Genomic DNA, 21142 nt, shown 5'->3' on the forward strand with positions numbered 1-21142 from the left:
CCAGCCTGACCGTCTGGCTTACTTGCCCCAGCAGGCGGAGTCGAAGCCGGTATCCGAGGAGACTTTCCCGTTGGCGCCTCGCAGTCCTGCGTTCGTCAGCGTGTAGTTGCCGCACTTGTCGCCTGTCTGGGCGCCCTTGGGGGTTGCCGTCAAGGTGAAAGTTCTTCCATCGGTCGAGTTCAGTGAGATGTCGTATCGATTGGAAGGCACCGTGGCGAGCGAGCTGGGAAATGCTGCGGTCAGGGGGTAGGTTCCCGTGGCCGTGGAAGCCCTTTCAAGCCATTGCGCCGCCTGCAGAAGACCTGCCCTGGCCTCCGCGCGGTGTCCGCGACGTATGTACTCGGAGTAGCTCGGTATGGCAATGGCTCCGAGAATTCCGACAACCGCCACGACGATCATCAATTCGATGAGAGTGAAGCCCTGATTTTTTCTTTTCATGATGATCATCTGTGAGTAGAACGAGGCATGCTTATTTGACTTGGCGCCAGCTGGGGCGCAAGGACTCTTCCGGCATTGGGGCCAGAGGCTCCTTGTTGTTCTTGGCGTCGATATCCAGAATGTTCTTTTTCTGTGTGATCAGGTTATGCGATCCCTTGCTGACCCGGGCTCGCGATACACCTTCATCACTGCTGTTGTATTTTCCATCCTTATTTTTGTCCACCAACTGTACCGTGGGACGAAGGCCATCCATGATATTGATCATGGTGCGGTATTGACGCTCTTCATCGACGGATGTGGATTCGCAGCTTTCCACACTGACATCCACATTAGATCCCTTGGCTGGTACTTGGGAATACATGACCAGAATATTGCTGCCATCGTAGAGCTCCATGGGCTTGAGGAGGCGCTCTCCGATGGCCGGCATATCCATATACCAGCCATTGAAGTCGCCCCACGTGGCGACGCCCAGCTTGTCAACGGAATCGACGGTGGCAAAATCGCCATTGCCGAGTTCGGTGATGGTCTGCTTGGCCAGCTTGGCAGTTGTCACCCCGACGCCCCATGCCTTTGGCGTGGGTATGCAATCTCCCCCCCGGCTGCAGGAAGCTTCGCCTGGGTGGACTTCGATCAGCGTCCTGGTGCTATCTGTGAACCGGTAGCGGGTTTCGTCAAGCACAGAATACAGGGTTTGTACCTGTACATTGTTGGGATCATCCTTCGTGACGTTACGCCCCGTTCCGAACGCCACCATCATTCCTCCTACGCGAACGATTTTTGCGTCCTTGCCTGAGCCCTTGGTCATGGTGCGGTCATTGGCCTGCACAGTCGGTGCAACCGTGATGGGCTGAACATTCGTGCGCAGAGAGGAATTCAATGCGGTCGGTCCTCTTGCGGTGAAAAGAGGCTGGCCACCCAGAGCTACCTGCCACTTGCTGGGGCGAGCGCTCGTGATATCGAACTTCCAGAGATTGCCGAGGTTGTCTCCTGCATAGGCCACGTCTGGACGGCCATCTCCATTGATGTCGACCAAGCTGGGGGCGGAAAGCCCATTGTCCGCAGCCAATCCCGTTCCGGGGACATCGGTCGTGACCGGGATGCGCAGCAGTTCCTGGTTACCGTCCAGATACTGGATCAACAGCACCGGCCGCTGGCTGGTGCTGTTGTATCCGTTGCCCATCACCACAGCCCAGCGTCCATCATTCATGAGGGTGATCTGCGTGGTACGCATGGGGTCATTCTCATCCAGCACCGGACGTGCGGTGATATGCCCGATGTCCCTGTCTTCCGCCACCTCCTGGGTGCATGCCGCAAGCTCGGCCGCACTGATACCTGTCAAGGGGCATGTCGGTGTTTCCGACGCATCCCGGGTCCGGTCCAGCTTGACCAGCGCCTGGGCATTCGCCTCGGAAAATCCGGGTGTTCCTCCACTGAGATTTGCGCTGTCAGGATTGGTCACATCCAGGACAAAATAGCCCTTGCCGCCGGCTCCCAGAGTACCCACCAGCAAGGTGCGCCAGAAGGAGTTAGACCCGGAGCTCAAATAGACATCCCCGGTCATCGGGGAGCCATCGACAAAATATCGATGGCTGGTGTTGAAGGTAGGGTCGGCGAGAGATTTCAACGAGGGAATGATGCCTCTGGGAACATAGGCAATCTTCTCGCTGCCATCCACGGCAGAGAATCCATGCAGCATGCCGTCATTGCCTCCGACATAGATCATGGCCGGACGGGAGCTTCCGCTCACGAAACTCAGATAGCCCGGGAGAGAGTAGTTGCTGGACGGCTTTCCAGTGAACCAGACGACGGAGTTGATGATATCGCCCTGGCGGCTTTTGCGCTCACGAAAAGGACTGCTAGTCGTGTAGCCGCTGGTTTCAGAGCCTTCGTAGCGCCGATCACCACGGACATAGTTGAGAATATTTTCACCTTTGGTCCCCGTCTTGGCGGTGACATCATTTGAGTTCAGGCCGAGTGATGCCTTTTGCGCGCTGCTGAGATAGGAATCATCGGTAGCCCACTTGAATGGTACGCCGCCCCTGTATCTGTTGGAGTCCCATTTGTTGCTCCATGTGAGAATGAGGCGTGTATTGATGTCCGAGATGGCGTCGAGCTTGTCCGCCGTATTCTTTCCTCCCCAGCTGGGGGTCGATACGGTCGTGCCGTCTTTCTGCACGGTTTCCGCCGTGACGAAGCCTTTCCAGTAATTCTGCGGTTCATAGGCACCGGTGAATTTGCCGACGTCGTTGCGCGATGCATTGGAGCCGCTGGTAGCCGTCGAGGTCAGATCAGGGTCGGTCTGCGTGTTGATCTGGCCAAAGATTTCCCGGAAGGCCTTTTCCAGGTCTTCGCCTTTTTCCACTGCATAGAAACGGCCACGGCCATTGAGGGCTGCATGCCACAGGTCCAGCGCATTGCGTGACTCCGTGCTGGCCGTCAGATTGGGCCAGGTGGTCGTACCCTTGGCCAGATCCGGAAAGCTGCCGTCATAGCCGAATGGCACCATTTGCGTCGGGCGTGTAATGGAGGAATAACTCCAGTCGAACGCCATTTTGCTGAAGCCGATGGTGTAGGTGACCATGTGCGGCCAGGTGGCCGGGTTGTAGCGGGGGTTCCAGTAGCGGTCCAGCGTGACGGAGCTGCCGCTGTCGTTGGTGAATGTTTCCACGGACGGGGCCTTGCGGTAGTCCGCGGTCGGCTGCATGGTGCCCGTCAGTCCCGAGGTCTGCATCGGGGTGGCCCAGCTATAGAAGGCCCAGTCGGCCAGCGTGGTGCCCGTGGATGTGTCGCGGTACAGGGCCGACTTTCTCTGGTCGGCCGCGCTACTGCCGCCGTACACCATGTTGTCGCTGAGCGTCAGGCTGGTGGCATTGTCTCGTCTGGTGCTGTCGGGGACGCTGGTGGCAGTGCCGTTCCAGCGTCCGTCGGTCATCATGATGTGGTAATTGCGGCGGCAGGCCAGATAGGGCGCGCCGGTATTGCCCGGGTCGCTGGCCCAGGGGCCGTTCTTGCTGAGCCCGCGTCGCATGTAGCTGTCGGCCTGGCTGAACATCAGATGCGATGGCGTGCCACCGCCAGGGCTCAGGTTGCTGATGAAGGAGATGAAGTTCGCGCGATGCGTGCTTTGCAGCGGGCGCATGGAGTTCGTATTCATCTGGACGGCGCCCCGGCTGTCGGCGCTGTCCACATTGTCGGCACCGGACGAGTTGCCGTTGTTCCACATGCCTTGCCATGCCAGCCGGATCTTCTTGTCGGGCAGTAACGTGGTATCCCGGAAGATGCCGCCTGATCCATTCTTTCCGACGAGTGCATATTTCAGGACGTTGACCCGGCGGCTGGACATCGGCCAGGTGCCGTCCGCATTGGGTTCGGTCTGGTTGCTGGCGCCGCTGGAGCTTTCCGTGTCGAGCCGGAAGTTCATGCTCCCCGAGTCATCGATGGAAATGATGACGTTGGGGGCCACATAGGGCTCCTTGGTACCGGGCGGCGACTGGGCCAGATCCAGTGCCCAGGCGCCGTGCGGCAGCAGGGCTGCCGCGGCGGCCCAGGACAGCAGGGAGCGGGGGAACAGCTGATGAGGGCTGGGGGGCTTGCATTTCATGTCTGCGCCTCTTGATGTCTATGCCGAGTGTTCGGATTCGTTTGCGTTTGCGATGGCTGCACCCTGGGCCACCTAGTTCTTGCGTTTTTGCTGTGCATAGGTCTGCTGCAGAACCACCATGGTGTTGGGCTTGCGGCCGTAGGCCAGGGCCGTGATGCGGTACACCACATAGGGCTTCAGGTTGAGCGACAGCAGGTTGGTCGGGGTGTCTGCGATCAGTCCCATGTTCTTGGTGTTCAGATAGGGAAGCACCTCGATCCAGTACCAGCCGCCGCGATCGGCCGCGCTGGTGTCGGCCAGGATGGGGTTTGCGGGCTTGTCGGTGGAACCCAGCGAGGCGCCTGTGTACTGGCCATATCGGGCCCCCACTCCTGCCGTGGTCAGTTGCGCCAGTGTGAGGCCCAGCTTGTCGTCGTTGTTGTTCCAGAAGTCCTGTTTGCCGCCGCGCTTGCCGCATAGGCCCTGGGAGCAACTGGCCCCCAAGGAGGACAGCAAAGGGGCGATCTCCTGGGTTTCCAGCGGGATCTTGGCGGTGGTGCTGGTGCGGCACACATTGTCCTGGCCCGTGCAGATGGTGCCGTCGGCCTTTTCGCCGCGGATGTCGAGTTCCGCATCCTGCAGCAGCGCCTGGGCGGCCTCATAGGCACGCTGGTAGTCGGCGTCATTGCCCACCACCAGTTCGTTGAACAGCGAGGTGCGCGACGCCCAGAGCGCCAGCAGCATGGACAGCATGACGAAGATGATGACGACGAACAGCGCGACGCCCCGTTGCTGCCCAGGGGCGTGGTTGGCAGTCTTGCGATGCATTGCTGGCTTTCTCATGATCAAAGCACAGAGCCGATCAGGCCCTGGCTGCGCAATTGGAAGACATTGCGATAGGCAATGTGCATGCGTCGGTTGCGCTGGCCGGTGAGCGTGGTCATGTTGACGGAGGTGCCGTCACAACCGACATAGCTGCTGCCCGCAGGCAGATCGATGGGCTCATTGCCATAGAGGACCAGACAGACTTCCACGGCCCGTACCTTGCTCCACTCCACGGTGGTCCAGGCACCGATGTTGGCCGATGGAACATACTGGATGCCCGGCGAACCCGGCTTGGTGTTGTCCTGGATGAGATAGCGGACCTGGAAATCGGCCACGTTCTGTACCAGGGTCTGCGCGGCCGCGCCATTGCCGCTGCATTGCAACTGGCTGCCGCTCAGCTGAAAGACGTTGTCTATACGCTGGTCCACACTGCTGTTGGCCGGCCCGCCCACGCAGTTGCGCGCCTGGGACTGCTCTGCGGCATCTGTGTAGACAGGTTCCTTGTAGCGGCGATAGCCGACGGTCAGGGTGGTGGGCGTGGCCGTGCCACTGACCGTATTGAGCGACGGGTCAAACTCCAGGCCGGAGTCGCTTTTGGCCGTCGTCTCGAACGCCACGGGCGTCGAGGTCACCAGGGCAGCATCGGGCTTCAGGTTCTTGGGATCAAGGTTCAGGTACAGGGAGCCTGCCTGGCGCAGCTGAAGACCGATGACACGCATGGCATAGGCCGCCTGCTGCTGGACGCCGCTGGCATCGCTGACCGAGCCGGACACGCCACGGGACACCATGAGCGCGGCCGTGGCCACGGCGACGACCAGCAGGCCGATGGCAATACCCACCATCAGTTCCAGCAGGGTGAAGCCTTGCTGGGCCAGAGGACGGGCAAAGGCATGCCTGCGGGCTCGTCCCGACGGGACTGGCGAGTTGGGGGGCATGGGGCTGGGTGCTGCCATGGTCAGAATCCTGGGCAGAAATATTGAGGAGTCGCTTCACCGCTGCCGAAGTAGGGGGCACAACGGGCAGCCAGCGGAAGGTATTGAAGATGGCAGGTGTAGCCATCGGGGCAGGAGGTCGCGGCCGTGCCGCCACCGCCCGAACTCAGCGTGCCATCGGCGGCCCGGACCTGGGTGGCGTCGATGTTGTCCTTGTAGGCCTTCTGATTGGCCTGATTGCTGTCGGACAGGTCCCGTTCGTTCTCGCGCCAGGCGACCATCACGCCGATCTGCCGGCGGTTGGTGCCGACTTCTTCGCCTGGTGCAAGAAAGATGCTGGCCCGGCCCAGGGGCAGCGTGTCCCTGACCGTCTGCTTCCACACACCGAGGTCGTAGGCCGCCAAAAGCGTGCGATTGCAGGAGACTGCCTGGCAATCGCCCGCCGCGGGGGTGCTATTGAAATCAGCGACATAGGCGTCGGTATCCCTCAGCACGCTGGGGTTGACCTTCATGCGTTCGCCAAGGTCCTCGATCAGGCGGATGGCCTGTGCACGCCGGACCGTGGTCTGGGTATCCGTCAACGTGCGCATCTGCGTGCCCAGGATGCCCAGGATGCCCAGGGCGGCCACGACGATGGCGACCAGGGATTCGATCATCGTGAGGCCTCGTTGGTTGCGGCGCTCTGCCGGCTTGCTGCGTTGGAGTCTGTGCATGTTGCTTTCTCTGGAACGGTTCAGGAGCAGGATTCGCTGCCCTTCATCTGCACGATCCTGCCGCCCGTGCCTGTGCAAAGCCGGACTGCGCTTCGGTCGCTGGCGATCTTGCCTTCGGGAACGAGCAGGAGATCCATGGCCGCCGCCACGGTGCCGCCGCCGTGCGAGAGCATGCCCCAGCGGTCCACGGCAATGGAGCCGGTGCTGTCGGCAAGGGTGATCTGGATACGGGATGGGGCGGGCGTCTGCTGCAGCACCGTGTTGCCGCTGGTCACTTGCCAGCCGCAGCCCCACTGGGTGTTGTCGCCGGCATTGGCGCAGCCATTGCCATTGGCGGCCTTGATGATGGTGACGTTGCCGCCGCGCTTGAGGGCTTCGGAGCGGGCGAAATAGATGGTTCCCTGGAGATCCTCGGCAACCTGCCGCACGCGCCAGCGCTCCATCAAGGGCGTGAAGCTGGGCGCGGCGAGGGCGGTGAGTATGGCCAGGATGGCGACCACCACCATCAGCTCCAGGGTGGTGAACCCCTTGTGGCGTCGGGCGGGTGCCTTGGCGTGTGGCAGCCGTTGTGGGTGCAATGCGTGCATGCCCGGATGCTAGGCATTGCACTCACGGGCGGGCGAGGGAACCGGACGAATGGATGCAGCCGCTGGATGAGTGGCTGGCCAGGGTGGTGGCAGGGACTGTCGCTTGCCCGCGACCCTACCGCGACCAGCACTCCGCCGCGCTGGTGCCGGCCGCGAGGTTCAGGGCGTCACGCACACCCGTATGCGTCAGCGTGAAATCCCCGCAGCGGTCACCGGTCTGGGAGCCCCGGCGCGTGGCGACCAGGGTATAGGCCGAGGGGGTGTTTCCTGCGCTCAGGCCGATGGTGTAGCGCTTGCTGGCATCCCCGGTCCAGCTCAGCGCGGCGGGCAGCGCACCGGTGGGATAGACACCGGTGGCGGTGGCCGCCCGCTCCATCCACTGCTGGGCCTGCAGCAGGCCGGCGCGGGCGTCGGCGCGGTGGGCGCGGCGGATGTACTCGTTGTAGCTGGGCACGGCGATGGCGCCCAGGATGGCCACCACGGCCACGACGATCATGAGCTCGATCAACGTGAAGCCGCGGTGGCGCAGGCTGGCTGGGGGTGCGCGCCGGTCGCTCATTGCATCTGGCGCCAGCTGGGGCGGGCCGGTTGCTCGGGCATGCGGGCCAGGATGTTCTCCTCGTCCTTGTCGCCCTTCATGACGATGCGCTCGCCCTGGATGATCTGCGTCTGGGCCCCTTTGGAGACCGTCATGCGGTGCATGTTCCCGTCGGCGGCGTTGTAGACGCCGTCGCCATTGGTGTCCATGACCTGCACCGAAGGGCGCTTGCCGTCCATGATGTTGAGCAGGGTCAGGAACTGGCGCTCACCATTGACCGCCGTGGCCTCGCAGGTCTCCTGCGGCCCTGCGGCCACACCGTCGATGCCGTCGCCCTGGGCGGGAATCTGGGTGTGGATGGCCAGGATGTTGCTGCCGTCGAAGAAGGCCATGGGCTTGAGCAGGCGCTCGCCAACCTCGGGAAGGGTGAAGCGCCAGCCCCGCTGCGTGGTCCAGTTGACCCCCCCGCCGTTGACCTGCCAGAAGTTGCGCCCGGCGCTGGCGCCGGTCCCTGTGGTGTTGGCGCCGGCCTGGGCCAGATCGATCAGCTCATGGGGGCTTGTGGGCCTGGGCACCTGGTCGGCGCGCAGCTTGCAATCGGCATCGGCCGTTGACAGGCAGGGCTCCACGCGGGCGCCGCCACCGGCTCGCTTGTAGCGCGTGCTGTCCAGCACGGAATAGAGAGTGCCGGCCTGTGGGTTGACGGGATCCTGCACCGTCACGTTGCGGCCCGTGCCGAAGGCGACCATCATGCCGCCCACGGCCAGGTTCTCGTCCTGGCCCGCAGAGTTCTTCATGACCTGCCGGCGGTCGTTGGCGCGTACGGTCGGGGCGGCCGTGATGGACGGTGCCCGGGAGTTGTCCACCTGGAACAAGGGCTGGCCGCCAAACGCTACCTCCCAGCTGGATGGATCATCGCTGGCGATGAGGAACTTCCACAGGTTGCCACGCAGATCGCCGGCATAGACCACGTCGGGCCGGCCATCGCCATTGATGTCCACCAGGCGCGGGGCCGACAGGCCGTTGCCCGGCGTGCCGGCCGGCGTTGGCAGGCGCAGCAGCTCGCGGCCCTGGTCCAGGTACTGGATCAGCAGCACGGCCCGGCCATTGCGGCTGTTGTAGCCATTGCCCATGACCACGGCCCAGCGGCCATCGTTCAGCTGGGTGATCTGGGTGGTGCGCTGGGGGTTGGAGTCATCCAGCACGGGCGGGGCGAAGACATGGCCGATGTCCTTGTCCTCCTCGCAGCGCTTGCGGGCCTGGTCGTCGGACAGTAAGGAGCAGTTGGCGGGGAAGGTTTCGCTGGCGTGCAGGCTGCGGTCCAGCAGCACCAGGGAGGCGGCATTGTTTTCGCCGAAGTTGGCGGGATCTGTGGCGTCCAGCGCGAAGTAGCCCTTGCCGCCGGCGCCCAGGGTGCCCACCAGCAAGGTCTTCCACTGGCTGCCGATCTTCACGTCGCCGGTCATGGGCGAGCCGTCGACGAAGTAGCGGTGGCGATTGTCGTAGCCGGGCTCGGTGAGCTGGGCCAGGCCTGGAATCACGCCCCGGGGCACGTAGGCCAGCTTCTCGGAGCCGTCGAGGGCGGAGAAGCCGTGCAGCATGCCGTCGTTGCCGCCCACGTAGAGCATGGGGGTGCGGTTCTGGCGGGTCTGGGCGAACTGCATGTAGTCCTGCGTGGGGTAGAGGCTGGAGGGCGCGCCCGTGTACCAGATGGCGGAGTTGATGATGTCGCCCTGGCGCGACTGGCGCTGGCGCAAGGGCCGGGTGGCGGTGTAGCTGGGCGGGCTGCCGGTGCCTTCCATGCCGCGTTCGCCGCGCAGGTAGTTGAGGCGATTCTCGCCATGGCCATCGGGGGTGCCTCTGCTCTGGCCCAGGTGCGCCTTTTGCGCGGTATTGAGGGATGCCCACCGGAACGGAACCCCTTGGCCGGGGTGGTTGCCATTCCAGGTGAGGACGGCGCGGTTGTTGATGTCGGTCAGGGCGTCGAGCTGGTCGGCGGTGTGGGCGCCCCAGCCCGCGGCCGCGCCGGTGGCGCCGCCCGGGGCGATGGTCTGGGCGGTGATCCAGCCTTTCCATGCCTGCTGGGGGTCGTAGTGGGCGGTGTACAGGCCCACGGCGTTGCGCGTGCTGGTGGAGCCGCTGGTGGCGGCCGAGCTGCGGTCTGGTTCGGATTCGGCGTTGATCTGCTGGACGATCTGGCGGAAGGCCGTGGCCAGGTCTTCGCTGCGGTTGACGGCGTAGAACTTTCCGCGGCCATTGATGGCGGCGTGCCACATGTCGTGACCACGGTCGGCCTGATCGTCACCGGGAAGACTTTGATCCGTCGTCATGCTGCCTGCGGCTCGCCAGGCGAAGGTGCCATTGGCATAGTCGGCGAAATTGCCGTCGTAGCCATAGGGGACGGTGCCGGAAGGCGGGGAAGCTATGGGGGTCCGTCCATTTGCCGTGTAGTTGAACTGGGGCAGCGCATATTGGCTGAAGCCCACCGTGAAGGTGGCCATGTGCGGCCAGGTGGCCGGGTTGTAGCGGGGGTTCCAATACTTTTTCAGCGTGATGGAGGAGGCCTTGTTGGTACTGCTGGTGAATGTTTCCTGGGGCGGCGCTCTGTTGTACTCAGTCGAAGTGCGAGGACTGCCGGTCAAGCCAGTGGTTTGCAATGGATCGGCCCAGCTTTTGAATGCCCAATCTGCGATGGTCGAGAAGCTGCCAGCGTCGTTGTCGCGGTAGATCTGTGTTTGCGGATCTGTGGTGGCATATGGCGTGCTATCGGGAAGTGTTCTGCCGGTTCCATCGAAGTTGGGGCTGTCCGGGATCTGGTTGCCAGGACTGCGTATCGCATAGTTCCAGCCTCCGTCCGTCATCAGGATGTGGTAGTTACGCCGACAGCCCAGATAGGGGGTGTCTTTTTCCCCAGGCTCGCTGGCCCAGGGGCCGTTGATGTTGAGTTTGGCCCGCATGTACCGATCTGCCTGGCTGACCATGGTGTGTGTGGGGGTCCAGGCGCAGCCGGTGAGTTTGTCGATGTAGTTAAGAAAGTTTTGTCTGTGGGTGCTGTCCAGCACACGTATGGAATGGGTGTCGCGCCTGCTGGCGTCCAGTGTCATCGCAGTCCAGCCATCACCACCATTGCCGCAGCGGCCCATGGTCTGCCAGGCGAAGCGAATGCTGCCATCGGGCAGCAATTGGTGGTCCTCGAAAACTGTCTTGAGGGCATGCCGAAGGATGTTGACGCGACTGGCACGAATCGACCAACTTCCATTGGAGTCCGGTTGCGTGATCGTTTGGTCGCCTAAAGCTGTGGTGCTGTTGATCCGATAGCGCATGCTGCCCGAATCATCCAGGCTGAGAATCACATTCGGCGCCACGAACGGCTCCACCGTCGCCGGTGGTGATTGCGCCAGATTCAGCGTCTGCGCCCAGCCGCTGGCCGGGGCCCAGGCGGTGGCCGTCATGGCGGCCAGCAATGTGGCCTTGAAAGGGATGTGTTGCTTCATACGCCGCTCCCTGCGTCGGTTCTTCGGTTTCGGTTTACTCAGTTCTTCATGCGCTGGCGCGCATAGGTCTGCTGCAGCACCACCTGGGTGCCGGCCTTGCGGCCCCGCGCCAGCGCAGTCACGCGGTAGAGCACCTGGGGGGCCATGTGCAGTGGCAGCAGGGGCCTTGCGTCGGCAACCAGGCCGGCATTGCCGGCCTGGGGGTCATGGGGCAGGACTTCTATCCAGTACCAGCCGCCGTCCGTGCCGCCCTGCTCGGCCAGGATGGGGTTGCTGTTCGATCCCGTGATCGCGCCCGTGTACTGGCCGTAGCGCGCCCCCGCAGCGGCCATCTGGGCCAGGGTGGGGCCCTGGCTGGCGTCGGTGTTGTTCCAGAAGTCCTGCGGCCCGGTGCGCTTGGCGCACAGGGCATCGCGGCATTTGGTGCCGGCCTGGGCGTCCAGGAAGGCAAGCAGGGGCTGCACCTCCTTGGCTTCCAGCGGAAACCGGGCCGTGGTGTTGCCCCTGCGGCAGACGGAGGGCTTGCTGGCATCGTCCTCGCATGCCTGGCCGTTGGCCCGTTCGCCACGGATGTCCAGCTCGGCATCCAGCAACAGGGCCTGGGCGGCTTCGAAGGCGCGCTGGTAGTCGGCGTCGTTGCCCACGACCAGTTCGTTGAACAGCGCGCTGCGCGACGCCCACAGCGCCAGCAGCATGGACAGCAGCACCAGCACGATGACGATGAACAGCGCGATGCCCTGTTGGCGCCGGGGCGGCGGGCCCGGGCGGTCGTGCTGTGCATGCCGCAGGGGTGGGGCCCGCCGCATCATCCGGCCAGCCCCTGGCCGCGCAACTGGTAGACGCTGCGGAACACCATGTGCAGGCGCCGGGTGCGCGGCGCGGGCAGGGTGGTCATGTCGATGGTGGCGGCCGTGCCCGTGCTGTCGGCGCAGTCGGTATAGGTGCTGCCCGCGGGCATGTCGATGGCTTCGGTGCCGAACAGCACCAGGCAGACCTCCACGCCGTAGACGCGCGGCCAGTTCGCGCCGACCTCGGCCGCGCTGACATACCGGACGCGGGCTGCGCCGTCCGGGGCCTGCATCAGGTAGCGCAGCTGGAAGTTGGCGATGTTTTCCGCAAAAGGCTGTCGCGTGCTGCCGCCGCCTGCGCAGCGCAGGGTATTGCTGGTGGTGTCCAGCACGAAGTGGCTCTGGATGAGGGTGGCGCTGTTGGTCTGGCCCAGGCAGTTGCGTTGCAGGGAGGCGCTGCCCTGGGGGCTGTGCAGCGGCTGCGTGTAGTTGCTGTAGCCCACGGTGAGTGCGAACTGGTTGCTGGCGGGCGTGTCGTTGCCCCGGATGCTGTCGTTGGCGGGGATGAAGTCGTCTGCCCGGGCTTCGAGGGCCACGGGGTCGGCAATGTCGATGGGCTCGTTCGGCGCCTTCTGCGAGGCCAGCAGCAGGCGCAGCGAGCCGGCCTGCCGCAGCTGCCGGCCCATGACGCGGAAGATGTGGGAGGCCTGCTGCTGCAGCTGGCTGGCGTCGCTGACGGTGCCGGTCACGCCGCGCGAGGCCATGAGCGCACCCAGGGCCACGCCGATGACCAGCAGGCCCAGGACCATGCCGACCAGCAGCTCGACGAGGGTCATGCCCTGCTGCCGGCGCCGAGGGTCGCCCTGGAGGGCGGGAGAAGGGGGAGGGCGTCGATGGGTCATGGCTAGCCCGCGCAGAAGAACTGCACCGCGCTGTCGCCGAAGTAGGGCGCACAGCGGGCACTCAGGGGGATGTACTGGAGGTGGCAGGTCCTGTCGGCGGGGCAGGCGACGGCCTTGTTGTCGCGCGCGCCGCCGCCGATCGGGTCCTTGTAGGTGGCGTCGCCGGACTTCTCGTTCTCGCGCCAGCTGATCATGACGCCCAGCTGGCGCTGGTTGCCGGTCGTGGCGGCTGCCTCGTCCTCGGAGATGAAGACCTTGGCGGTGCCGCCGGGCAGCACCTGGCCCACGGAGGTTTTCCAGCGCGCCAGGTGGTAGGCCGCCAACTCGGCCGGGCTGCACTCGCCGGTGGCGCAGTCCGTGGTGATGGCGGGGACGTGGCTCCAGTCGGAGACGTAGGCGTTGATCTGTCCCAGGGAGTTGGGATTGACCCGGGTGCGCTCGCCGAGGTCTTCGATCAGCCGTATGGCCTGGGCACGGCGCACGCCGGTCTGGTTGTCGGCCAGGGTGCGCATCTGCGCGCCGAGCACCCCGAGGATGCCCAGCGCCGCCACGACCAGGGCGACCAGCGTTTCGATCAGGGTGATGCCGGACTGGCGCCGGTGGCGTGTTTGCCGGGTCAGCATGGCACCTGCACCTGGTCCACGACCTTGATGCGGCCGCCGGCGGCCACGCACACGCCCTTGGTGGCGGGGGAGGATATTCCGTCCGGGAGGGGGGCAATGGTGAAGCCAAGGGCCGTGACACCATCCATGCCTCCCCAGCGGTCCACCTGGATCCTGTCCGCGTTCGGGCCGCTCGTGGTTCGGGTCACGGTGATGTCTGCCGGGGTGTCGATGCGCCGGATTTCCTGGTTATTGGCGACGATGGCCCAGCCGCAGTCCCAGTCGGCTTTGTTCTGGGCCAGCTTGCAGCCGTTGGTGTTCTGCGGCAGCTTCTGGATGGAGATGCCTCCACCGCGCCGGACGGCTTCGGAGCGCGCGTAGTGGAGCGTGGACTGCAGTCCTTCGACGACCTGCCGCACGCGCCAGCGCTCGATGAGGGGCCTGAAGCTGGGGGCCGCCAGCGAGGCCAGCACGGCGAGGATGGCAATGACCACCATCAGTTCGACGGCGGTAAAGCCTCGCGCCTGCGTGCAAGGTGAGCGAGGGTGTGGAAAGGGCAGGCCTGCGGCCTGCCAGAGGCATGGGTATGCCGGGGGCGATGACATGCTGGGGTTCCCTCCCGCTGGTTGGCTGGCAATGCGATGGCTCGTCAGGCCTTGCACGGTCAGGGGCAAAGGAGCGGCCGAGGCCCGGGTGCCGGGTGTTTGCCGCGTTGCCTGTCGCGCAGGTCCTGCTGGTGCCTTTTGTGCCGTTCAGCGTATGGGTCTGTCGTTACCCTGTCTCTCGGAACATTCTGGTTTTTTGGCTGTGGCCTAGGAATTTCGGCGCGTCCTGCCGGGTTGCGGGCACGGTCGTGCAGTCCGCAAGCCAAGCCTGGCGCGGCTTTGCGGGCTGCGTCCGCATGAAAGAAAATCTAGGACAGTTTTTTCAGCGCTGGCGGTTTCCCGGCGGTGGCTGCGTGTACCCGGCGCATGCGCCGGCGTTGTGCCGGCCCTGGCATTCGCGGTACAGCCGCCTGTCGCGCTGTTCCGGGGTTTCCTCGGAGCCGCTGCGCTGGGCGGGGGCACGGACCCGCTGGCCCGGTTGCCTGCGCTTGCCGGCCTTGGCTGTCTTGGCGGCTTTGTCGGCCTTGGTGGTCGCCAGCACGTCGGCGGGCGGGTGGGCGGTGTGCCCGGGAAAGGCCAGGGCCAGGCCCAGGGCGGCCAGGACCAGCCCGGCGCAGGTGCGCCGGAGCACTGGGCCGTGTGCGGCCCGGGTTGAGAAATGCATGACCATGGTGCTGCCTCCCGTAGGTGATGGACTGCCGGCGTGCCGGTATGTCTGCATTCTGTTCGGAGCGTTCGCGGCCCGGGCTTGGGGGCGTTGGGGGTGTGGAAATGTCGGAGGGAGCGCGCTTGGTATAATCCCAGGGTTTTGCATGGTGCAAGACGCACGTCGGGGCCTTTCCAGTCCCGGCGCAAGTAACCAAGGCGGCCTCCTCGCGAGCTGCCAATTTCCAAGGAAAAACAATGATCGCATCTTCCGTGAAGGCTGAAGTCGTCAAGTCCAATGCACGCTCTGCCAACGATACCGGCAGCCCCGAAGTGCAAGTGGCCCTGCTGACCGCCCGCATCAACGAGCTGACCCCTCACTTCAAGCAACACGCCAAGGACCACCACGGTCGCCGCGGCCTGCTGCGCATGGTGAGCCGTCGTCGCAAGTTGCTGGACTACCTGAAGTCCAAGGACGCTGATCGCTACACCGCACTGATCGCCAAGCTGGGCCTGCGCAAGTAAGCACGGTGGGAGATCGAAACGCCTGAGTTAGCCTGTCTAGCTCAGGCGTTTTTTACTTCGGAGAAAGCAAGACGGAGCGAAGCTGTGTCATTCCATTGCTTCTGATTTGATAGCAATGAATCCAGCAATGGAATGGCATCGTGTTCTGAATTGCGCTCCGTTCCTGGACCGGGTGAGGGTATCCGGTCCGCATACCAAGGAGCAAACATGACCATCTTCAACAAAGTCACCAAGACCTTCCAGTGGGGGCAGCACACGGTCACCATGGAAACCGGCGAGATCGCACGCCAGGCTTCCGGCGCCGTGCTCGTGAACATCGATGACACCGTGGTGCTCGCCACCGTGGTGGCTTCCAAGCAGGCCAAGGCCGGCCAGGACTTCTTCCCGCTGACCGTCGACTACATCGAGAAGACCTACGCCGCAGGCAAGATCCCTGGCAGCTTCTTCAAGCGCGAGGCCAAGCCCAGCGAGCTGGAGACCCTGACCAGCCGCCTGATTGACCGCCCGATCCGCCCGCTGTTCCCCGAAGGCTTCTACAACGACGTGCACGTGGTCATCCACACCGTGTCGCTGAATCCGGAGGTCGATGCCGACATCGCCGCCCTGATCGCCACCTCGGCAGCGCTGGCCGTTTCGGGCATCCCGTTCAACGGCCCCATCGGTGCCGCCCGCGTGGGCTACATCAATGGCGAGTACGTGCTCAACCCCGGACAGACCCAGCGCAAGGATTCGCAGATGGATCTGGTCGTGGCCGGTACCGAAGCCGCCGTGCTGATGGTCGAGTCCGAGGCGCAGCAGCTGCCCGAAGACGTGATGCTGGGCGCCGTGGTCTTCGGTCACGAGCAGGGCAAGATCGCCATCGACGCCATCCATGAACTGGTGCGCGATGCCGGCAAGCCCGTCTGGGACTGGGTCGCTCCCGCCAAGGACGAAGAGCTGATCGCCAAGGTGGCCGCACTGGGCGACGAAGCCCTGCGCGCCGCCTACCAGATCCGCAACAAGCAAAGCCGCACGCAGGCCTGCCGCGAAGCCTATGCCGCCGTGAAGGCCGGCCTGACCGCGCAGGGCGTGGAGTTCGACGGCGTCAAGGTCGAAGGCATGTTGTTCGACATCGAGGCGCGCATCGTGCGCAGCCAGATCCTGGCCGGCGAGCCGCGCATCGACGGCCGCGACACGCGCACCGTGCGCCCCATCGAGATCCGCAACTCCGTGCTGCCCCGCACCCACGGCTCGGCCCTGTTCACGCGCGGCGAGACGCAGGCCCTGGTCGTGTCCACGCTGGGCACCGAGCGCGACGCGCAGCGCATCGACGCGCTGGCCGGCGAGTTCGAGGACCGCTTCCTGTTCCACTACAACATGCCTCCCTTTGCCACCGGCGAAGTGGGTCGCATGGGTTCGACCAAGCGCCGCGAGATCGGCCACGGCCGCCTGGCCAAGCGCGCCCTGGTGGCCTGCCTGCCCAGCAAGGAAGAATTCCCCTACACCATCCGCGTGGTGTCGGAGATCACCGAGTCCAACGGTTCCTCGTCCATGGCTTCGGTCTGCGGCGGCTGCCTGTCGATGATGGACGCCGGCGTGCCGATGAAGGCCCATGTGGCCGGCATCGCCATGGGCCTTATCAAGGAAGACAACCGCTTCGCCGTGCTGACCGACATCCTGGGCGATGAGGACCACCTGGGCGACATGGACTTCAAGGTGGCCGGCACGACCAACGGCATCACCGCGCTGCAGATGGACATCAAGATCCAGGGCATCACCAAGGAAATCATGCAGGTCGCCCTGGCCCAGGCCAAGGAAGCGCGCATGCACATCCTGGGCAAGATGCAGGAAGCCATGGGCGAGGCCAAGGCCGAGATCTCGTCCTTCGCGCCCAAGCTGTACACGATGAAGATCAACCCCGAGAAGATCCGCGACGTGATCGGCAAGGGCGGCGCCACCATCCGTGCGCTGACCGAAGAGACCGGCACCCAGATCGACATCGGCGAAGACGGCACCATCACCATCGCCTCCAGCGATGCCGCCAAGGCCGACGAAGCCAAGCGCCGCATCGAGGAGATCACGGCCGAGGTCGAGATCGGCAAGATCTACGAAGGCCCCGTGACCAAGATCCTGGACTTCGGCGCCCTGGTGAACCTGCTGCCCGGCAAGGATGGCCTGCTGCACATCAGCCAGATCGCCCACGAGCGCGTGGAGAAGGTCTCCGACTACCTGCAGGAAGGTCAGATCATCAAGGTCAAGGTCCTGGAAACCGACGAAAAGGGCCGTGTCAAGCTGTCGCTGAAGGCGCTGACCGAGCGTCCTGCCGGCATGGAGCGCAGCGATCGCCCCGCGCCCGCCGAACGCCAGCCGCGCCAGCCGCGTGAGTACCGCGAGCCGCGTGAACCCCGCGAGCCGCGTGAGTCCCGCGAAGCGCGCGAGCCCCGTGAAAGCCGTCCCGCGGCCGAGGGTGAGCAGCAGCAGCAACAGCAGCAGTGATGCCTGGCAAGGCTGCGTCCCCGATGAGGGTGCGGCCTTGCGGGTACACGTGCCGTGATCGATGGCAAGGGCGCTGACCTGGTCAGCGCCTGTGGCGTTTTGGACAGGACAGGGATTGCGAGGTCGCGAAATGGAAAAGCAAGTCATGCGTGCCGTGGAACTCACGGACTTTGGTGCTCCCGAGGTGCTGCGCCTGGGCGAGCGTCCGCTGCCTGTGGCGGGTCCGCAGGAGCTGCTGATCCAGGTGTCGGCCAGCGGTGTCAACCGCCCCGACGTGCTGCAGCGCAAGGGCCACTATGCTCCGCCGCCCGGTGCTTCGGACCTTCCGGGTCTGGAAGTGGCCGGGGTGATCGTCTCGGGTGACGACGATGCCATGCGGCAGGCCGGACTGCATGTGGGCGACCGCGTGTGCGCGCTGCTGGCCGGTGGCGGCTATGCCGAATACTGTGTGGCGCCCGTGGCCCAGTGCCTGCCCATTCCCGCAGGACTCAGCGAGGTGGAGGCTTCGGCATTGCCGGAGACCTTCTTCACCGTCTGGAGCAATGTGTTCGATCGCGGCAACCTGCAGGCGGGCGAGACCTTGCTGGTGCAGGGCGGCAGCAGCGGCATCGGCGTGACGGCGATCCAGCTGGCCAAGGCGCGTGGCGCCACGGTCATCGTGACGGCCGGCTCCGATGCCAAATGCGCCGACTGCCTGAAGCTGGGCGCCGACCATGCCATCAACTACCGGACCCAGGACTTCGCCGAGGAGGTGCAGCGCATCACCGGCGGCAAGGGCGTGGATGTGATCCTGGACATGGTGGCTGGCGGCTACGTGGCCCGCGAGGTGCAAAGCCTGGCCGAGGATGGCCGCCTGGTCATCATCGCGGTGCAGGGTGGCATCAAGGCGGAGTTCGATGCGGGCCTGGTGCTGCGCCGTCGCCTGCTGGTGACGGGCTCCACGCTGCGCCCGCGTTCCGTGGCCTTCAAGGGCGCGATTGCCCAGGCCCTGCGCCGCGAGGTCTGGCCGCTGATCGAGGCGGGCCATATCCGTCCGGTGATCCACAGCACCTTTGCCGCCGCGGATGCGGACAAGGCGCATGCGCTGATGGAGTCGAGTCAGCACACCGGCAAAATCGTTTTGACGTGGTAACCATGAAGAAGAAACTCATCGTCGGCAACTGGAAGATGAACGGCAGCCTGGCTGCCAACGCGGTCTTGCTCAAGGCGCTCAAGGAAGGTCTGCCCCAGGAGGGCGGGGCGGGCATTGCGGTCGCCGTGCCGGCGGCCTATCTGGCCCAGGCCCAGGCCGAGCTGGCCGGCTCGGCCATCGCCGTGGCTGCGCAGGATGTGTCGCAGCATGAAGCGGGTGCCTACACGGGCGAGCTGTCGGTCGCCATGCTCCAGGACTTCGGCGTGCGCTACGTGCTGGTCGGGCATTCGGAGCGCCGCCAGTACCATGGCGAGACCGATGCCGTGGTGGCGCTGAAGGCGCAGGCCGCGCTGTCCAAGGGGGTCACGCCCATCGTCTGCGTGGGCGAGACGCTGGCCGAGCGCGAGGCCGGGCGGACCGAGGAGGTTGTCAAGCGCCAGCTGGCCGCCGTGGTCCACCAGGTGGGTGCGTGCATCAGCGAGCTGGTCGTTGCCTATGAGCCCGTCTGGGCCATCGGCACCGGCAAGACCGCATCGCCCGAGCAGGCCCAGCAGGTGCATGCCGTGCTGCGGGCCCAGCTCTCCGCCGCCAGCCAGCAGGCCGACCGCATCGCGTTGCTGTACGGCGGCAGCATGAATGCCGCCAACGCGGCCCAGCTGCTGGCCCAGCCCGACATCGATGGCGGCCTCGTGGGCGGCGCATCGCTGAAGGCGCCCGATTTCCTGGCCATCATCGCCGCGGCCCAGTGAGGCTTGTCGGCATCTCCAACAGCTTTTTCAGCTCCACTAGCGTTTACTAGCAGGTACAACCAATGAATGCATTCGCAAGCGTGATTCTCGCCGTCCAGATGCTGGCGGCCCTGGGCATGATCGGCCTGATCCTGATCCAGCACGGCAAGGGCGCCGACATGGGCGCCTCGTTCGGCAGCGGCAGCTCGGGCAGCCTGTTCGGCGCCTCGGGCAGTGCCAACTTCCTGTCGCGCTCCACGGCAGGCCTGGCCACCGTGTTCTTCGTGACCACGCTGGCCCTGGCCTACCTGAGCAATGCGCGTCCCGTGAGCTCGGGCAGCGTGCTGGAAGGCGCGGCTCCCGCGCCCGTCACGGCGCCGGCACCGGCTTCCGCCGTGCCCGCTGGCGAAGTGCCTGCTCCTGCCGCGGGTCAGGCGCCTGCTGCGGGTGCCGAAGGTGCTGCCCAGATCCCCACGAAATAATTTCAAACAAAGTCCTCGGGCCTCCGGATCCGAGGGTTTTTCAGAGTAGAATCCAGGGATTGTTCGGTAGGCGGAATCTTTGCAACGGAGATAAAGAGCCAGCCGAAATCGAGACGTAGCCGTCGTGGTGAAATTGGTAGACACGCTATCTTGAGGGGGTAGTGGCGAAAGCTGTGCGAGTTCGAGTCTCGCCGACGGCACCAAAGATATAACTAAGAGCCTGCCCTGCTGATCAGGCTGTGATCGGTGCGGGCATGCCTTTCATGGTAGCCGCACACGATGAACATCGACCAGTATCTTCCCGTTCTTTTGTTCATTCTCGTCGGCATGGGTGTCGGCGTGGTCCCCTTGGTGCTGGGTTACGTGCTGGGTCCGAACCGGCCCGATGCCGCCAAGAACTCTCCCTACGAATGTGGCTTCGAGGCCTTCGAAGACGCGCGCATGAAGTTCGATGTGCGCTACTACCTCGTCGCCATCCTGTTCATCCTGTTTGATTTGGAAATCGCCTTCCTGCTGCCCTGGGCCGTCGCGCTTCGGGACGTGGGCGGGGCTGGTTTCGCCGCTGTCCTGATTTTCCTGACCGTTCTCGTCGTGGGCTTCGTCTACGAATGGAAGAAGGGTGCGTTGGACTGGGACTGAAGCGGGTTCACTGAGGAAACACGATGATCGAAGGCGTGATGAAGGAAGGCTTCATCACCACGAGTTACGACTCTGTGGTGAATTGGGCCAAGACGGGCTCGCTGTGGCCCATGACATTTGGTCTGGCCTGCTGCGCGGTGGAGATGATGCACGCCGCGGCGGCGCGCTACGACATCGGCCGCTTCGGCTCGGAAGTCTTCCGTGCCAGCCCCCGCCAGTCGGACCTGATGATCGTGGCCGGCACCCTGTGCAACAAGATGGCTCCGGCCATGCGCAAGGTCTATGACCAGATGTCCGAGCCCCGCTGGGTCATCTCCATGGGCTCGTGCGCCAACGGCGGCGGCTACTACCACTACAGCTATTCCGTGGTGCGCGGCTGCGACCGCATCGTGCCGGTCGATGTCTACGTTCCCGGCTGCCCCCCTACGGCGGAAGCCCTGATCTACGGCATCATTCAGCTGCAGCAGAAGATCCGCCGCACCCATACCATCGCTCGCGTCTAAGGGCTTGAT

General features: G+C 64.6%; 20 protein-coding genes and 1 tRNA gene. 8 read left to right on the forward strand and 13 right to left on the reverse strand.

Annotated features, from left to right (window positions below; translation table 11 throughout):
• Nucleotides 1-18: 18 nt before the first annotated feature.
• From L1Z78_RS07240 to L1Z78_RS07300, 13 genes are all read right to left on the reverse strand, one after another.
• The gene (locus tag L1Z78_RS07240) at nt 19-438 is read right to left on the reverse strand and encodes a type IV pilin protein (RefSeq protein WP_234642112.1); all 420 of its coding nucleotides are present in this window, start codon (nt 436-438) and stop codon (nt 19-21) included.
• A 31-nt stretch (nt 439-469) separates the two neighbouring features.
• The gene (locus L1Z78_RS07245) at nt 470-4039 is read right to left on the reverse strand and encodes a pilus assembly protein (protein WP_234640863.1); all 3570 of its coding nucleotides are present in this window, start codon (nt 4037-4039) and stop codon (nt 470-472) included.
• Nucleotides 4040-4111: 72 nt separating this feature from the next.
• Nucleotides 4112-4846 carry a pilus assembly PilX family protein gene (locus L1Z78_RS07250; protein ID WP_234640864.1) on the reverse strand — a complete coding sequence of 245 codons (735 nt, stop codon included), beginning with the start codon at nt 4844-4846 and terminating at the stop codon, nt 4112-4114.
• Between the two features lie 17 nt (nt 4847-4863).
• Nucleotides 4864-5796 carry a PilW family protein gene (locus L1Z78_RS07255; protein ID WP_418921675.1) on the reverse strand — a complete coding sequence of 311 codons (933 nt, stop codon included), beginning with the start codon at nt 5794-5796 and terminating at the stop codon, nt 4864-4866.
• A 2-nt stretch (nt 5797-5798) separates the two neighbouring features.
• Nucleotides 5799-6488, reverse strand: coding sequence for a type IV pilus modification protein PilV (pilV, locus tag L1Z78_RS07260; RefSeq protein WP_234640865.1), 690 nt, complete (start codon nt 6486-6488; stop codon nt 5799-5801).
• Nucleotides 6489-6508: 20 nt separating this feature from the next.
• Nucleotides 6509-7075 carry a GspH/FimT family pseudopilin gene (locus tag L1Z78_RS07265; RefSeq protein WP_234640866.1) on the reverse strand — a complete coding sequence of 189 codons (567 nt, stop codon included), beginning with the start codon at nt 7073-7075 and terminating at the stop codon, nt 6509-6511.
• Nucleotides 7076-7190: 115 nt separating this feature from the next.
• A complete protein-coding gene (locus L1Z78_RS07270) occupies nt 7191-7634 on the reverse strand; it encodes a type IV pilin protein (RefSeq protein ID WP_234640867.1) in 444 nt (147 codons plus the stop codon).
• Nucleotides 7631-11107, reverse strand: a complete 3477-nt coding sequence (locus L1Z78_RS07275) for a pilus assembly protein (RefSeq protein ID WP_234640868.1) — start codon at nt 11105-11107, stop codon at nt 7631-7633. Before L1Z78_RS07275 ends, L1Z78_RS07270 begins: the two co-directional genes overlap by 4 nt.
• A gap of 38 nt (nt 11108-11145) precedes the next feature.
• Nucleotides 11146-11916 carry a pilus assembly PilX family protein gene (locus L1Z78_RS07280; protein ID WP_234640869.1) on the reverse strand — a complete coding sequence of 257 codons (771 nt, stop codon included), beginning with the start codon at nt 11914-11916 and terminating at the stop codon, nt 11146-11148.
• Nucleotides 11913-12797, reverse strand: a complete 885-nt coding sequence (locus L1Z78_RS07285) for a PilW family protein (RefSeq protein WP_267967000.1) — start codon at nt 12795-12797, stop codon at nt 11913-11915. Before L1Z78_RS07285 ends, L1Z78_RS07280 begins: the two co-directional genes overlap by 4 nt.
• A gap of 2 nt (nt 12798-12799) precedes the next feature.
• Nucleotides 12800-13420, reverse strand: a complete 621-nt coding sequence (gene pilV, locus L1Z78_RS07290; RefSeq protein WP_234640871.1) for a type IV pilus modification protein PilV — start codon at nt 13418-13420, stop codon at nt 12800-12802.
• Nucleotides 13414-14004, reverse strand: coding sequence for a GspH/FimT family pseudopilin (locus tag L1Z78_RS07295; RefSeq protein ID WP_418921676.1), 591 nt, complete (start codon nt 14002-14004; stop codon nt 13414-13416). Before L1Z78_RS07295 ends, pilV (L1Z78_RS07290) begins: the two co-directional genes overlap by 7 nt.
• A gap of 322 nt (nt 14005-14326) precedes the next feature.
• Entirely contained in the window at nt 14327-14668 is a 342-nt protein-coding gene (locus tag L1Z78_RS07300; protein WP_234640873.1) for a hypothetical protein, read from the reverse strand.
• A gap of 239 nt (nt 14669-14907) precedes the next feature.
• Here L1Z78_RS07300 and rpsO point away from each other — a divergent pair, with 239 nt between their 5' ends.
• From rpsO to L1Z78_RS07340, 8 genes are all read left to right on the forward strand, one after another.
• Complete coding sequence (gene rpsO / locus L1Z78_RS07305; RefSeq protein WP_012206984.1) at nt 14908-15174, forward strand: 30S ribosomal protein S15; 267 nt, start codon at nt 14908-14910, stop codon at nt 15172-15174.
• 207 nt (nt 15175-15381) lie between these two features.
• Nucleotides 15382-17649 (forward strand): polyribonucleotide nucleotidyltransferase, encoded by a 2268-nt coding sequence (gene pnp, locus L1Z78_RS07310; protein ID WP_234640874.1) that lies wholly within the window; start codon nt 15382-15384, stop codon nt 17647-17649.
• A gap of 130 nt (nt 17650-17779) precedes the next feature.
• The gene (locus L1Z78_RS07315; protein ID WP_234640875.1) at nt 17780-18781 is read left to right on the forward strand and encodes an NAD(P)H-quinone oxidoreductase; all 1002 of its coding nucleotides are present in this window, start codon (nt 17780-17782) and stop codon (nt 18779-18781) included.
• A 2-nt stretch (nt 18782-18783) separates the two neighbouring features.
• Nucleotides 18784-19530, forward strand: coding sequence for a triose-phosphate isomerase (gene tpiA, locus L1Z78_RS07320; RefSeq protein WP_234640876.1), 747 nt, complete (start codon nt 18784-18786; stop codon nt 19528-19530).
• 62 nt (nt 19531-19592) lie between these two features.
• Nucleotides 19593-19991, forward strand: coding sequence for a preprotein translocase subunit SecG (gene secG / locus L1Z78_RS07325; protein WP_234640877.1), 399 nt, complete (start codon nt 19593-19595; stop codon nt 19989-19991).
• Between the two features lie 118 nt (nt 19992-20109).
• Nucleotides 20110-20194, forward strand: a tRNA-Leu gene (locus L1Z78_RS07330).
• Nucleotides 20195-20270: 76 nt separating this feature from the next.
• Nucleotides 20271-20630 carry an NADH-quinone oxidoreductase subunit A gene (locus L1Z78_RS07335; protein ID WP_012206979.1) on the forward strand — a complete coding sequence of 120 codons (360 nt, stop codon included), beginning with the start codon at nt 20271-20273 and terminating at the stop codon, nt 20628-20630.
• A 23-nt stretch (nt 20631-20653) separates the two neighbouring features.
• Entirely contained in the window at nt 20654-21133 is a 480-nt protein-coding gene (locus tag L1Z78_RS07340; RefSeq protein ID WP_012206978.1) for a NuoB/complex I 20 kDa subunit family protein, read from the forward strand.
• Nucleotides 21134-21142: the final 9 nt, after the last annotated feature.

Source organism: Delftia tsuruhatensis, from assembly GCF_903815225.1.
In the GTDB taxonomy this organism is placed as follows: Bacteria; Pseudomonadota; Gammaproteobacteria; order Burkholderiales; family Burkholderiaceae_C; genus Comamonas; species Comamonas tsuruhatensis_A.

Coding starts and splice junctions, on each gene's coding strand:
- L1Z78_RS07240 (WP_234642112.1), bottom strand. CDS start 438: ATGAAAAGAAAAAATCAGGGCTTCACTCTCATCGAATTGATGATCGTC.
- L1Z78_RS07245 (WP_234640863.1), bottom strand. CDS start 4,039: ATGAAATGCAAGCCCCCCAGCCCTCATCAGCTGTTCCCCCGCTCCCTG.
- L1Z78_RS07250 (WP_234640864.1), bottom strand. CDS start 4,846: ATGCATCGCAAGACTGCCAACCACGCCCCTGGGCAGCAACGGGGCGTC.
- L1Z78_RS07255 (WP_418921675.1), bottom strand. CDS start 5,796: ATGGCAGCACCCAGCCCCATGCCCCCCAACTCGCCAGTCCCGTCGGGA.
- pilV (WP_234640865.1), bottom strand. CDS start 6,488: ATGCACAGACTCCAACGCAGCAAGCCGGCAGAGCGCCGCAACCAACGA.
- L1Z78_RS07265 (WP_234640866.1), bottom strand. CDS start 7,075: ATGCACGCATTGCACCCACAACGGCTGCCACACGCCAAGGCACCCGCC.
- L1Z78_RS07270 (WP_234640867.1), bottom strand. CDS start 7,634: ATGAGCGACCGGCGCGCACCCCCAGCCAGCCTGCGCCACCGCGGCTTC.
- L1Z78_RS07275 (WP_234640868.1), bottom strand. CDS start 11,107: ATGAAGCAACACATCCCTTTCAAGGCCACATTGCTGGCCGCCATGACG.
- L1Z78_RS07280 (WP_234640869.1), bottom strand. CDS start 11,916: ATGATGCGGCGGGCCCCACCCCTGCGGCATGCACAGCACGACCGCCCG.
- L1Z78_RS07285 (WP_267967000.1), bottom strand. CDS start 12,797: ATGACCCATCGACGCCCTCCCCCTTCTCCCGCCCTCCAGGGCGACCCT.
- pilV (WP_234640871.1), bottom strand. CDS start 13,420: ATGCTGACCCGGCAAACACGCCACCGGCGCCAGTCCGGCATCACCCTG.
- L1Z78_RS07295 (WP_418921676.1), bottom strand. CDS start 14,004: ATGTCATCGCCCCCGGCATACCCATGCCTCTGGCAGGCCGCAGGCCTG.
- L1Z78_RS07300 (WP_234640873.1), bottom strand. CDS start 14,668: ATGCATTTCTCAACCCGGGCCGCACACGGCCCAGTGCTCCGGCGCACC.
- rpsO (WP_012206984.1), top strand. CDS start 14,908: ATGATCGCATCTTCCGTGAAGGCTGAAGTCGTCAAGTCCAATGCACGC.
- pnp (WP_234640874.1), top strand. CDS start 15,382: ATGACCATCTTCAACAAAGTCACCAAGACCTTCCAGTGGGGGCAGCAC.
- L1Z78_RS07315 (WP_234640875.1), top strand. CDS start 17,780: ATGGAAAAGCAAGTCATGCGTGCCGTGGAACTCACGGACTTTGGTGCT.
- tpiA (WP_234640876.1), top strand. CDS start 18,784: ATGAAGAAGAAACTCATCGTCGGCAACTGGAAGATGAACGGCAGCCTG.
- secG (WP_234640877.1), top strand. CDS start 19,593: ATGAATGCATTCGCAAGCGTGATTCTCGCCGTCCAGATGCTGGCGGCC.
- L1Z78_RS07335 (WP_012206979.1), top strand. CDS start 20,271: ATGAACATCGACCAGTATCTTCCCGTTCTTTTGTTCATTCTCGTCGGC.
- L1Z78_RS07340 (WP_012206978.1), top strand. CDS start 20,654: ATGATCGAAGGCGTGATGAAGGAAGGCTTCATCACCACGAGTTACGAC.